Source organism: Patescibacteria group bacterium, from assembly GCA_038065315.1.
Classification (GTDB): domain Bacteria; phylum Patescibacteriota; class Minisyncoccia; order Phycocordibacterales; family JBBTRF01; genus JBBTRF01.
Window position 1 is genome coordinate 1 of sequence record JBBTRF010000003.1, and the last position, 13650, is coordinate 13650.

At 49.2% G+C, this 13650-nt stretch carries 10 protein-coding genes, 2 rRNA genes and 1 other annotated feature; of the genes, 1 reads left to right on the forward strand and 11 read right to left on the reverse strand.

The window, feature by feature from the left end:
* Nucleotides 1-488: 488 nt before the first annotated feature.
* From AAB391_04170 to AAB391_04185, 4 genes are all read right to left on the reverse strand, one after another.
* On the reverse strand, nucleotides 489-1607 hold the full coding sequence (locus AAB391_04170) for a hypothetical protein (GenBank protein ID MEK7645481.1): 1119 nt from the start codon (nucleotides 1605-1607) through the stop codon (nucleotides 489-491).
* 283 nt (nucleotides 1608-1890) lie between these two features.
* On the reverse strand, nucleotides 1891-2802 hold the full coding sequence (gene secF / locus AAB391_04175; protein MEK7645482.1) for a protein translocase subunit SecF: 912 nt from the start codon (nucleotides 2800-2802) through the stop codon (nucleotides 1891-1893).
* Between the two features lies 1 nt (nucleotide 2803).
* The gene (gene secD, locus AAB391_04180; GenBank protein MEK7645483.1) at nucleotides 2804-4168 is read right to left on the reverse strand and encodes a protein translocase subunit SecD; all 1365 of its coding nucleotides are present in this window, start codon (nucleotides 4166-4168) and stop codon (nucleotides 2804-2806) included.
* Between the two features lie 36 nt (nucleotides 4169-4204).
* Nucleotides 4205-5545, reverse strand: coding sequence for an exopolysaccharide biosynthesis polyprenyl glycosylphosphotransferase (locus AAB391_04185; GenBank protein MEK7645484.1), 1341 nt, complete (start codon nucleotides 5543-5545; stop codon nucleotides 4205-4207).
* A 58-nt stretch (nucleotides 5546-5603) separates the two neighbouring features.
* Here AAB391_04185 and AAB391_04190 point away from each other — a divergent pair, with 58 nt between their 5' ends.
* Nucleotides 5604-6800 (forward strand): glycosyltransferase, encoded by a 1197-nt coding sequence (locus tag AAB391_04190; protein MEK7645485.1) that lies wholly within the window; start codon nucleotides 5604-5606, stop codon nucleotides 6798-6800.
* A gap of 24 nt (nucleotides 6801-6824) precedes the next feature.
* Here AAB391_04190 and rodA read toward each other — a convergent pair whose 3' ends face one another.
* The 7 genes from rodA to AAB391_04225 form a co-directional block, all read right to left on the reverse strand.
* Complete coding sequence (rodA, locus tag AAB391_04195; protein MEK7645486.1) at nucleotides 6825-7931, reverse strand: rod shape-determining protein RodA; 1107 nt, start codon at nucleotides 7929-7931, stop codon at nucleotides 6825-6827.
* 48 nt (nucleotides 7932-7979) lie between these two features.
* Entirely contained in the window at nucleotides 7980-8747 is a 768-nt protein-coding gene (locus tag AAB391_04200; GenBank protein MEK7645487.1) for a hypothetical protein, read from the reverse strand.
* A 21-nt stretch (nucleotides 8748-8768) separates the two neighbouring features.
* On the reverse strand, nucleotides 8769-9764 hold the full coding sequence (locus AAB391_04205; GenBank protein ID MEK7645488.1) for a hypothetical protein: 996 nt from the start codon (nucleotides 9762-9764) through the stop codon (nucleotides 8769-8771).
* A 108-nt stretch (nucleotides 9765-9872) separates the two neighbouring features.
* A 5S ribosomal RNA gene (rrf, locus tag AAB391_04210) occupies nucleotides 9873-9980 on the reverse strand.
* Nucleotides 9981-10073: 93 nt separating this feature from the next.
* Nucleotides 10074-10310 (reverse strand) — a sequence feature (23S ribosomal RNA rRNA prediction is too short).
* Between the two features lie 159 nt (nucleotides 10311-10469).
* Nucleotides 10470-10952: an LAGLIDADG family homing endonuclease gene (locus AAB391_04215; protein ID MEK7645489.1), complete on the reverse strand. Its 483-nt coding sequence runs from the start codon at nucleotides 10950-10952 to the stop codon at nucleotides 10470-10472.
* A gap of 905 nt (nucleotides 10953-11857) precedes the next feature.
* Nucleotides 11858-12316: an LAGLIDADG family homing endonuclease gene (locus AAB391_04220; GenBank protein ID MEK7645490.1), complete on the reverse strand. Its 459-nt coding sequence runs from the start codon at nucleotides 12314-12316 to the stop codon at nucleotides 11858-11860.
* A gap of 1093 nt (nucleotides 12317-13409) precedes the next feature.
* Nucleotides 13410-13650 (reverse strand): 23S ribosomal RNA (locus tag AAB391_04225); the annotation flags it as partial.

The window sequence follows — 13650 nt, forward strand, 5'->3', positions numbered from 1 at the left end:
TGCATGCCTTATCCACGCCGCCAGCGTTCATCCTGAGCTAGGATCAAACTCTTGTAATTAATTCAAAATGGCTTGCGCCATTTTGAACCGAACGGAACAAAACAAAAAATGCTTTGTCCTCTCTTTACTTGTCCCTTTTTGTGCTTTTCAAAAAGGTAAATCCTATATACTTACTGTTTTTAATAAAACAGGAAAAACTTGAATCATTGTCAAAAGAATATACTTTGACTTGCACATATTTGCACCGCTTCCGAAGAAGCAATGCATCTACGTTCTTTACTTCAATTTGATTTTCAAATAACAACGCCCTTTTAGAGGCGTAGGGACTATTATACATAGGCCTTATAAGGAGTCAAGCAAAAAGGGGCTATTCGCCCCTTTCTTTTGCACCAGGCCATAATTAATCGAATTATTGGCTTTTCCCAATAAAAAAAGAACCCTCTCCGCACGAGGCGCGGAGAGGGTTGTGAGACTACGGCTTGCGGGGATTAAGCCGCTACCGCTTCGGTCGAGGCGGTCTCCTTAGGGGCATCCTTTCCCAGTTGGAGCGGCATGAACTCATTGCCGGTGACATCAAGGGTGAGCCGCTTACTGCGCTTACCGCTATTGATGTGATTGACGAGGATTTGGAACAGGATCTGTCCGGATGCCCCGCCCGAGCTGGCGAGCTGAATCACTTGAGGGTCGGACATGATCGGGAACTTCGAGAGCTTGACCCGGAGGTCTTTCTCGACGAAGAGACGGCTACCGCGCCAGAAGTCCTTGTGGTGAGTGAGAACATCGGCGAGGGTGACGAGAAACGTCGTCTTCAAGAACGTGGCTCCGTCGGCGAAAGTGATCCGGCGCACGCCGTAGCACTCGTCGATGAGCTCGAAGAACGTCTTTACGTTGTCCCGCATCGTCGTGCGGCCGACGACCCCCATGGTCTTGGTGAGAGACGCGGCCAACTCCTCGCACTGATTGCCTCGGCCAGGGCCGAAACGAGAGTGGAGGATGCCTGTCACTTTGCAGAGGGTCAGGGCGGAGATCAGTTCGCTCCTGGCTTGACGCTGATTCCACTGAACGCGATCGACGAGGACGAACCCCTGATCTTTGCACAACTTGATGAACATCTCGATCGCGGGCTGATCAGTCTCGAGGTTGCGAAGGACGAGATTTGTCGAGATCTTCGCTCGCTCCAGATTGAGGTTACGGAAACGCGCCCGCTCCCAGTCAAAGTTGGTGTTGAAGTGGATCGCGGCTCCGAGCCGGAACTTGAGGTCAGGCTTCTGCAGACGAAGCTGCTTGGCAGCAGTGACTCGCTGGAGACCATCAATGATGAAGAGGTCGTCCTGCATATACCAGGCCTCATCGGGCTGATTGGCACTGTGCACACGATGCTTCTCGCCTCGCATGCCGATCTCAATGTCCGGAACACTCGAGGACTCAAGGGCCCTGGCGAGTGCATTGATCTTGGAGCGAGAGAGCACCTCGCGCTGATACTTGTCGGTCCGCAAGACGTCCAGGCCTTCAAGCCCGAGCACTCCTCGCAGGACGAAACGTTCTACGCCACCCGCGTCTGTGAATACGTCGAGGGCGGCGCTTGTCAACTTGAGACTTTCCTTCATGTTCCTATCCTACCTTTCGTTTGTTTGTGGTTTTTGCGTTGGTAAAGGCCAACCCTGTATAAGTATTAGGGAATTGACGCAGTACGACCGCCTTCGTTGTTGAAGAGCAGCTCTTACCTATATAACAAATAACTGGTGTCTTGTCAAGCTACTAGCCCCAGATACGAAAAAAGCACCACTTTCGAGGAGCCTCTCGCAGGCACGGACGGTGCCGAGAGGAGCCGAAATCCTAGCAAGGATTTACGGCGTGCTCTGAGAAATGGTGCTTTTTTCGTATCTGGGGCTATCTGCTTTTCTTCTCCTGCAACTTCTGGAAGGTCACGAGCAACGGCGAACCTAGGAAAATCGATGAATACGTACCTGCCGTGATACCAACAAGCAGCGCCACCACGAAGTGCCGAGTGGCTTCGCTGCCAACAAAATACATGATCACAAGCGAGATGAGCACGGTCATCGAAGTGTTAATCGAGCGCACGAAAGTTTGACTGATACTCTTCCCCACGATGTGCTCAAAAGCCTCGCCAGAAGATCGGTGTTTGAGATTTTCACGCACACGGTCGAACACCACAATGGTGTCGTGGATCGAGAAGCCAAGGATCACGAGCAAAGCGGTGATAAAGAGCGTATCGATCTCAAAGCCTTGGAAGTGGCCGAGGATAGCGAAGGCGCCAGTCGGGATGATGACATCGTGCACAAGCGCGATGATCGCGATGAGGCCGTACTTCCAAGAAGACACCGGCTCAGACACCTGGCGGAACGCGTAGGTGATGAAAAGTACGATTGCGAGGATCACCAAAGCGAGGGAAACGAGTGCCTTGCGAGCGGCCTCCTGGCCAAGGAGTGGGCCGACAGAGTCAAACCGCTTCTCATCAGCGCCGGTCACCTTCCCTGCGGCATCCTTTGAAAGAGCGCTGATAACAGCATCATGCTGCTCCTGAGTGAGGTGCTTGGTACGGATAATAAAACCTTTGTCGCCGGATTCTCGAGCTGAGAAAGCACCGACATCAGTAGCTGCAATCTGTTTCTGCACCATCTCGACTGTTGGTCGCGCGCTCGCATATTCCAATTCGATGAGCGAGCCGCCAGCAAAATCAATCCCGTACTGTAGACCCCACACGGCCACTGAGGCAAGCGAGGCGACTACGAGGAGCGCCGATACTGCATAGAACCATTTTCGGTAAAGTACGACGAACATGTTAGTTTTTGAATCCGTTATTGAATAAGAAGGTCGAGACCTTGCCGTGCGACTTTGGTGCGACTGCCAACAGGAAGGTTCTGGACACCGTGATCGCGGTAAACATGCTGACGAGCACGCCGAGGCCGAAGATGAGGGCGAAGCCCTTCACGAGCGGCGTGCTCGAAAGCCAGAAGAGAATAGCCGCGGTGATGAGGCTCGAGAGATTGCCGTCGCGGATGGAGAACCAAGCGCGGGCGAAACCTTCGAAGATGCCTGAATGAATGTCTCGCCCGCGCTTGAATTCCTCCTTCATGCGCTCGAAGATGAGAATGTTCGCATCCACCGCCATACCCACAGACAAGATGAATCCGGCCAACCCAGCAGAAGTGAGCACTACCGGAATCGCCTGAAACAACAGCAACATGATCACCACGTAGATCGCCAACGACACCGAAGCGAGCAGGCCTGGCAATCGGTACCAAAGGATCAGGAACAAAGCAATGAAAGCAAAGGCCCAAATACCCGACTGTACGCTCGCGTGAAGCGCTGAAGCACCAAGCGAAGCACCGATCTTCTGCGTACCCTCGAGAGTGATCGGTACTGGCAACGCGCCGTAATTCAAATCGCGCACAATAGACTGCGCTTCTTTCGATGTCATACTCCCACCGGAAATCTGCGCTTTGCCGCCGGAGATCTCTTCTCGCACCACAGGACTCGAAATAACGGTGCCATCGAGGAAGATCGCGATGCGCTTGCCGACATTTTCCTTGGTGATCTTTGCAAAGAGCTCGCTGCCCTCAGTATTAAACTGTACACTCACCTGTGGCTCGCCGGTACGCTGATCAAATTCAAGCTCAGCCCGATCCAATAGACGTCCAGTGAGACCGGTACTGATGAAAGGCTCACCCTTGCTTGCTGGAGCGGTCGAAATATCGATCGGCTTACCATCTGGTCCAAGCGCCTGTATCTGAGCCTGCAAATCAGTGAGTGCCGCTTCATTGACCAACTTAAACTCCAAGACAGGAGTCTTCCCAATGAGGGCCACGGCCTTGTTCACATCGGTGACACCAGGAAGCTCCACGATCAGCTTGTGTCCACCACCGCCCACTACCCCACCTTCCTCTACCTGCACCACAGGCTCCGACACGCCGAACAAATTCACGCGGCGCTCGATCACATCTCGCAACGAAGACATGCTTGCCTGCACATCGCCATCAGCGATGTCCGACGTATCGGCCTTGTACACCAAGTGTGTACCGCCACTGAGGTCCAAGCCAAGCTTAAATGCAAAGTCGCTCTTTTTTACCTCTGATGAATAAATGAAATATCCGCCCAAAATGCTCAGAGCCAGCAAAATGACGGCGATCGATCGGTGTTTTGTCATACGGCGCATTATATGCCAAAGCAGGCCAAAAGCAACTTACCGGCCACTGCGGGAGGCAAAAATCTTGAGTGTCTTCAGAGCAATCTGTATATCAAGCCACAATGAGCGGTGTTTGATGTAATAGAGGTCATACGACAATTTGTTCGCGGTTTCATTGGTGTCCACGGCGCCCTTTGGCGGGTTTTTGTGATACATCTGGGCCCAGCCGGAAAGACCTGGTTTGATCAGGTGACGGACACGATAGTACGGAATCTCTTTTTCATACAACACGACATATGGAGGCAGCTCCGGTCGAGGGCCGATCATCGACATATCGCCCATGAGCACATTCCAGAGCTGTGGGAGCTCGTCGATGCGGGTGCGACGAAGGAAGGAACCGATGCGAGTGAGATGATTGTCTTTCTGTCGCCCCTCATCCCCACCATCGTCCCCAGTCATCGTGCGGAATTTGTGAATCTTGATCATTTTACCACCCTGACCAATGCGACCTTGGGTAATGAAAAGTGGACCATGATCATCGAGTAAGACCGCAAGATACACGAATGGGTATAACACGAGAGAGACGAGACCGAGTATCAGTGACATCACTACATCCATCAAGCGCTTTACGGCATCATACCCAGCCTTTCTCATCGAGGCATACTGTACAAACCACTCATGTGTGAGCGAAGACACTGGGATCCGGTCAAACACATCTTCATATACCGAACTAATATCGATACACGACACGCCGGTAAATACCGACTCATATACACGTGGCAAAATACCTTCGGCGAGCGGATGCGCCATCTCCAAAACAATCACCTTCCCTCCCGCAACATACGGCGCAAGGCGATCTTCAAGAGTACGCGGATTCACGCCGTTCAGGTCAATCATTTCGGTAAATACGATACCGTAACGAGGGTTGCCGTTCACTTCTTGATACAACTCATGCGCATCTTTGCTGCTCGCCACCAATACTGCCTCACGTCGCTTCTTGGTTTGGAAAAAACCGTAGCCATATACCCGCCACAAAAGCAGCAGGGCGAGCGAGATACCGAGGTAAATAAATAGATTCGTTTTTGGCGTAATCCCGAAGTACGGAATGAAATAGAAAAATAGCACACTGATGATACTGTTCACAATCTGTGTATTGAGAATGATCAGAGGCGCCGAACGACGAATATTGATGGTCTGTTTTTCATACATCCCACCGATATAGAAGACGGCAAGCCAGACAATCATTAAGAGGCCAAATGCCTGGGCGTGAGGGATCCAGACAATAGCATCCGGTATACCCTGATACCGGATTGCTAAAGCAAGTGCCAAAGACACGAAAAGGACGACAATATCGCCCAGAAAGAGCAAAATACGCCCTATTTTTGATGAAATTCGCATAGGGGCATCATACCCCAAAACGGGCAAAAAATGAAGATTTAGGGTAAAATAGAGGCATATGTCGGAAACAGCCCAAAAACGGCTCAAAATCTTGTTTTTGATCACCAAGTCGAGTTGGGGTGGCGCTCAGCGGTACGTCTTCGACCTAGCCAGCCACTACTCAACCAAGTATGACGTGTTGGTCGGTTTGGGTGGCAACGGCCCCCTCAAAACAGCACTCGAAGCACGAAGTGTGCGGACAATCAGCCTCCCCTTCCTGCAACGCGATATCAGCCTGGTAAAAGAAGTGCGAACTTTTTTTGACCTCGTAAAAATGATCCGTCTGGAGAAGCCAGATGTTGTGCATTTAAATAGTTCGAAAATCGGCGGCCTTGGGGCGCTCGCTTGTCGTGTTGCTGGCGTGAAAAAGATCATTTTCACTGCTCATGGCTGGGCCTTCAACGAAGAACGACCTCGACTAAGCCGTACCGCCATCCTCTTTCTCCATTGGGTGACCGTACTCCTCTGCACAAAGACGATCGCCGTATCACAGAAAACAGCTGACGATATCTCGTACCTCCCTCTCATCGCCGGCCGTGTCGAAGTGATCCATAACGGCCTCAGCCCAATCGTCCGATACAGCAAGACCGAAGCACGGCGACTGCTCTGTGAGCGGTTTCCCAGCCTAAAGACTGCGAGCGAACGGCTGCACGAAGTGGCAACCGAGCGAAGTCGTGACAAGACGATTTGGATCGGGACCATTTCTGAGCTCCACCCAAACAAGGGACTCACGCATCTGCTGCACACTGTCGCACAGCTGAAAAATCATGTTGGAATTCCCCACTTTGTCGTGGTGATTATCGGTGAGGGCGGGCAGCGCGACGCGCTCGAGGCGATTATCAAAAATAGCGGACTCGAACGCGTCGCGCTGCTCCTCGGCAACATCCCAAATGCGGCAGAATATCTCAGTGCCCTCGATATTTTTACCCTCACCTCAACAACCGAGGCCTTGCCATACGTCCTCCTTGAGGCGGGCGACGCACACCTACCAGTGATCGCCTCGAAAGTCGGTGGTATTTCCGAGATCATCGACCAGCTAGAGACCGGCATCCTCGTCCGGTCTGGCAACAAAAAAGAATTATCCGAGGCCATTTCTATTCTTCTCGCCGACACGGCAAAGCGAAATGCGCTCGGCAAAGCCCTACAACAAAAGATTGCTGAAGATTTCTCTGTCCAGCGAATGATTGAAAAAACTGAAAAAATCTACCTCTCCTAGACAGACCTAGATGAGAGGTCACGACTAGATCCCTAAAAATTCGTTTTTCATCAGCTCTTTGTGGGCAGCACGACGATAGCGACGCATCCCCATTAAGATACCGAGACCAGCAAACTCCGTGAGCAAATGCGAACCACCATAGCTCATAAAAGGTGCCACTAGACCCGTCACTGGCAAAATACCCATATTCATTCCCACATTGATCAGCAGGTGTGCCATGATATAGATCGCCAAGCCTGTTCCGTACAAGATCTCGAAATTCGACACGCCATGCATAGCATTCAGTAGAATGCGCCAAATCACCACGCCAAACAGGAAGAACAGGATGAGAACCCCGACAAACCCCCACTCCTCCGCAAAGGCCGCAAAGATGAAGTCTGTTTGATGTTCCGGCAAGAAGTGCAGGCGAGATTGCGTGCCATATCCCACCCCCTTACCCAACAAACCTCCAGACCCAATGGCGATCGTTGATTGGTATGCATTGTATCCACTACCAGAAATGTTCGTCAATGGATGAATGAAGTTCATAATGCGGGCCTTTTGATACGGCTTAAACGCATAGAACCACAGACCAGAAAATGCCACCAGTCCGACGGCAAATACGGTAAGTAAATGTTTCTTCGAAATACCCGACACCAGCACCATGCCGAGCCAGATACAGAAGATGATCATCGAGCTTCCGAAGTCTGGCTCCACCAATATCAACAAAAACAGGACAAGCGCGTAGAAACCAGAAATAAAAATATGTTTGAAATATGCAATCTCGACATGTCTACGGCTGAAATATTTTGCCAATAAAATAACCAACGCCAACTTGGCAGGATCTGAAGGCTGGATTGCAAAATATCCGAGACTGAACCAGCTCTCTGCGCCTTTGGCGGTATGTCCAAGAGTAAAAAGAATGAGCAGGAGAAAGGCGGCGAGGCCATAGATCAACACCACCACACCGGTACGGCGCAGAAAACGAAAATCGACAAAACTAAAGGAAAAGAACACCACAACTGAAAGTCCGATCCAGATAAGCTGCCGATCGAAGAAGACCTCGTTGCCCGTGAATGAATTCATCGTCACTAGACCAGCAGCGAGAATGGGAATAAGGGCAAGAAAGAGGATCCAATCAATTCCTTTCATTCCTTCTTCTGCGATTTTCCTCACCTGTTCTGTCATACCGGTAACATCTTACCGATCGGCCTGCATCAAGATAGGTACAATTTCCTTTTCAGAGATCTGCACACCGAACGGCTTCGGCCAAGTAAAGACGACAGGTTGGCTAGATTGACCTTCGAGCGAGTCTAAAATCGTACGAGAGGCCGCTACCGCGTTACCATCAACATCGTACAGAATGGCCACGACGGGTACACGATCATAGGCGATAAGCTCTTTGTTTGTAACCTCAGCATTGAGTAGTGGCCTAGAATCTTCGCGTGAAAGCACAATGTTGTTTATCCGCACATCCGGAAAGACGCTTTGCTGGCGAACCCAGTATGGCTTCGTGCGGAATTCGAAAGATACCCGCGCAGGAATCTGCTTGCCAGATGGTACGTTTGCCTCAAACACTGGGAGCGACTTATTGGGCGGCAAATTCACCTTGCCAGTACGTTCGCTAATCAGCACATGTTCGGAGTTGTATAGCCGGAAGATATATGGGACTTGGATAGCGGCGGAACCGAGGTTCGGGTTCTGCACATACGCAATAACATTGTAGGCCCCAGGACCAACCTCGAATGAACGTTGCCAGAGTACGATGGGGTCAAGCTCCTTCTCTTGACAGAGATTCACGCATGGCCCACCACAGTCAACACCTTGTTCGGCCTGATTCATCTTACCGTCGGTACAAGTCGGCGGACGATACAGTATGTAAGTGGTAGGGGCGGCAATGAACAGCAATACAGCCGCCACGAAAGCCAGAGTGTAGAGAGTTTTTCGTTTGGCGCTCCAGGACAACATTGGCGAAGGGGTAATAGATAGCTAGTAAGGACGGATGTGTAATTCGTTTCGATATTCGTAATTGCCCATCATACCACCACGATACATGTGTGGCTTTGAAAGTACGGGTGCCAATACTGCGGTAAAAAAGTACGCCCAAAAGACCGCCGCGAGAACGCCAACAAGCGCAATGCCTGCAAGGATATTTACGGAATTTCGGTGTTCAGAGATACTTAATTCCTTGCCATTGATCGAGTGGAGCGAATAATACAGCTCGGAAAGGAAGATATAAAAGAGTGGCATTACCACAAACATTTGGACCGCCTGACCAACCAAGTTTCCGAGATGGTAGAGATTCACAGAAATATGCGCGAACGCAAAGAGGAGTGAGACGAGTGGCGCGAGAACTGCGGAAAGAATCGCCAACACAGCGACGACAATGATACCGAAGCCCACCAATCGGCCAAATACCGGCCACCAATAGCCCTTCACTCGATACCAACTCGTAGTGAGTACCTGTGCACCTCGCTTCCCTTCCGCCACCAACACGAAGAGGACGAATGAAAAGGCGACTTGCAAATAAATACCTGGAATGACGAAAATGAGTGAAGCGAGGCAAGAGATGAGCGTCGTGAGAATAAGTGCGATCGCATATTGCCCGAGTAGTTCCCAGCCAGGCTCGTAAGCCGATTCCATAGTGATGCTCTTGGCATGCCTATGCGAGACGATCGTACGGACCAGCGCGAGCGGCCACAACAAGCTCAAAGCAACATACACCAGCTTTAGCACTAGACCAACGGCACCATTCAAAGCAGAAACGGCAGGGAGAAGATCTGGGATCGCCTTATTCGCCATGAATGGCAAGAAACTGAGCACAGAAGCAATGAAAACCGGCAGACCAATGAGAGCGAGGATCTTTGAATGTTCGGTGAAGAAATTCCAGGTGCGTTCGAGGAGTTTGCCAAAAGAAGGCATGACTGGCCGCATTTCGTGGCCAAGCGCAGGCGATTCGTGATGTGTGTAGTGTGTAGTGTTCATTGAATACGTTAAATTACCCTTCTATTTTCCCACACATCTCCCTCTAAGACAACGAACAAAACGCCCCTTTGGGAGCGGTATTTCTGCTGAGAACAATTGACTGCTTTAGCCTGGCGGCTAGCTACTTTCCCTCCGGAGAGGTATCATCGCCTCGACAGGGCTTAACTTCTGGGTGCGGAATGAGACCAGGTGTGACCCCTGCGACATACCACCAGACTAAAATCTTCAATTGTTCTGCGTGTGAAAGGTATTTTCTATATTTCGAAGAAACCAGCAATAATTGTGATTTACAAATTTTCCTAATAAGAATGGGCGAATTAGTATTCCTCAGCTCAACACATCGCTGTGCGTACACTTAGAACCTATCAACGTAGTAGTCTTCTACGGGCCTCATAATGATTTCTGATCTTGGAGTGGGTTTCCTTCTTAGATGCTTTCAGAAGTTATCCCTTCCCGACATAGCTACCCTGCGTTGCCACGGGCGTGACAGCAGGTAGACCAGAGGTCAGTTCAACTCGGTCCTCTCGTCGCTTCATTCCCCTATCACTAGGAGCGCAGACTATATCTTCACCCTTCTCGCCAATACGGCGAGTGAGGGGATGGCGTATTACAGACATATCCCTGCTTCCGCGCTATCGCGTAGGCCTTCCGGAAATATGTAAGTCTCGTGTACCTCCGCAGACAATGCGGGTCTCCACTCAGTCGTTACGGGGTCAAACCTAACAATGTATGCAGCTCTTGCTTTGTCTTTTTTCTCCTGGTTACATAGTTTTCACTCTGTATTTCCAAGATGCAATTGACCAAAACTTCGAGCTGTTTCCGACTTAATTTCGCATATTTTGTTTTGGAAAGAATGTTTGTTGCTACATAAAGTGCCTTGGCCTGGTGCCGTTTGAACTTTATATAGGGTATGAGCGATGTGATAATATCTCTCACCGACTCATACCCATTGATCCGTAATTCGGACATGCCATCGTTCCTTTTGGAAAAATAGCCGATGCCAAAAACTTCCTGGATCCAATGCAATTCTTTCTCATGCCGAGTATCTTGATAGAAACAGATTGTGGCCATGAAGCGAACTTTCGCCTTGCCGTCCTTACGCTTCTTTATTTGAAGCATAAGACTTCCATCTCCATCAAGAAACCCAGCGATATACGCTAAGTCTATTTTGTTAGATCGACTTCCCACGGTATTGTCTTACCTTGTTTCTGGTCCTCAAGCTCATAGAGCTATTGTACCACCACGCCTTGGACCGGTGCGATGGTGGCTATCAACGAACCAGAAGTGTATAAGATTCCACCGTTATTAGCCATGTTGTCATCACAGATTTCTCCGTGAAGTAGCAAATTTTACTAAAGTCAAATCTCCTCAAAAATCAACGCCTGCAGCAGATAGGAGACCAACCTGTCTCACGCATGTTCTCACCCATTACTAGGTGCATTGGACTATAACTTATTCCACATATTGTGGAGTGTTAACGTTTAGTCTCTACGGGTGAATATAAATCTAGTGAAGAGGAGGCAAGAAAATTTCCTTGCCCCATCTTGATGTGGATCGTACACCACTTCCTCATCGTCAGCATTGGCGATGATTTGTTGTGATGGTTGGACGAACGTCCACATCAAGATACTTGAGGATTTCTCCTCTTCACTAGACTCATACTCTTCCCTCGGTATTGCCCTTTCATAAGGGTTCCACCGATATAAGTTAACTTGATCATCTTGCATTACTGCAAGCGACCGCCGTGATATGATTCTCTCCTTCCTTCTTTTTCAAAAACGAAAATATTTGATGTCTTCTTCCTGGGATTCAGACTGTGGAAGAGTCGCGCCGTATAAAAACGGTCAACTCCTTCACGGTCTGAACCCAGCTCACGTAACATTTTAATTGGCGAACAGCCAAACCCTTGGGACCTCAGTTATTTGTTTATCTCGCGTTACCACGAGTATCAGACTATTCCATCACCGTTTCGTTCCCTGTCGCCAAGGAGGAAGTAGGTGCAAGCCGTGTGATACCGCTCCTCCGCCACAGTGGCGGACATGCGCATATCTCACATTCTGCCGATTGCAGAACGATCAGTCGTTAGGGGAGATCTATAATTCGATCATTGTCGCATAATTCTTTCGCCGATCTTTCGATCGGACATTATGTCGAGACAATGCATCTGCCAACCGTGCGACAGAGACCAAATGCGCTTTCTTCTCAATACGAATACTGAGAATCTTCAACGCTATCTGTATCTGCCTTTTCTTAGCCAAAGAATACGGAGAAATAAGACCAAGTACCATGCGGATATGCGATTGATCGCGGATCACCCAATCAAATGTTGTGCGATTCGCTCTCACTTTGCCTACCCGATACTTCCGACACAGAAATCGCAATATAACTGCTTCTTTCTGTGTGATCTTCACTTCCACCCGAACTCTCCAACCGAACTTTTTCTCGCAATGACGCTCAATGGTGGCCATAATAGCCCCATCGCCGTCAATAAGACCCGCGAGATACGCACGATCGACTTCATCATATATCTTTCCCACGGCGTTAGCCTTCATGTGTGCAATTATATCGCACCTGGGACCTGCGGGAAACTCCGCAAGGTCTCATGAATAAGCCTTCACCGTATTGAGCTTGTTTCCACATCTCGCCATCGAGATGTGTTGTTGCTTTTAAAGGGCAAGCAACGTTACCCGTGCGTTTCCACACGGGAGAGAAGGTATGTTTTCTCCAGCCCCAGGATATGTTGAGCCGACCACTTCTTCATTCCCCTATTACTAGGGGGGTAGACTATACCTTTGTCTTTGGATCACCTCCAAGACACCAGCGTGTTATGGCAAACACAATAGAATGCCATCTTCACCTCGCACCTTTTTTACAAAAATAGTGCTCGGATCCAGTCGTTACGGGGTCAATGAAAGTCCTATCTTATATCGCATTGATGACACGATATAAGGGTAGATTAGGTTTACAAGTTTTTGAGTCTCTGACTTACTACAATACATCCTGTATCCGATATCTCTATCATTATAATAAGACATCTTGATGCAAAACTTCTTATGCATTGCTTCTTTCAGAATTTCAATCTCTCGTAAAGTAAAGGAATACGTGCTTATGTCGATCTTGTCTTTATTGTACGAACCGTCGTCCATAATCCACACCGCTATCGCGAGTGGATCAAGCAAGTCAACAATATTTTCTGGAACAATTTTTCTCCCGCACCGATACGTATCGGTTGTGTAAAACTCTCGGTAGATTTCTGTAAGAATAGGATGTCGTATGGTTCTAAACCACCATGATTTTTTATACCGAACTCCGTCTTTCGTAGTTCGGTAACTCAGTCGTGGTTCAGTCGGTACGAAATCTTTTAGGATCTCGTATTTCCATCTTACATACTCTTGTTGTGCAAGACAGTGATCAACCTTGAAATTTGCATTGATCGCTCCCTTGCCTATCCTCATTGTTCCATCTCCAAGCATCGATCCTATAATAAAAGATCTTTGCAAAGGAGTGAGCGACATTCCCTTTTTAAAGGAACGCCACGATATATTCCAATATTTACTTTCACAACTTCCCACGGTGTTGACCATATGTATTAGTATATCAATCTCTGATACACCCGTGAACTTCACATATGGCTTTCTCCGTTATGAGCTGATTTTTTTCCTCGACATTCGGCATGTTTATCGAGGTGCCGAACTCCGCCGTCGATTTGGACTCTTAGGCGGAACTAGCCTGTTATCCCTAGAGTAGCTTTTATCAGTTGAGCTCCGGCCGCGTCTAACACGTACCGTCGGATCACTATGTTCTGCTTTCGCATCTGTTTGACATTTACGTCTCACAGTCAAGCCAGCTTATGCCATTGCACTATCGGCACGGTTTCCATTCGCGC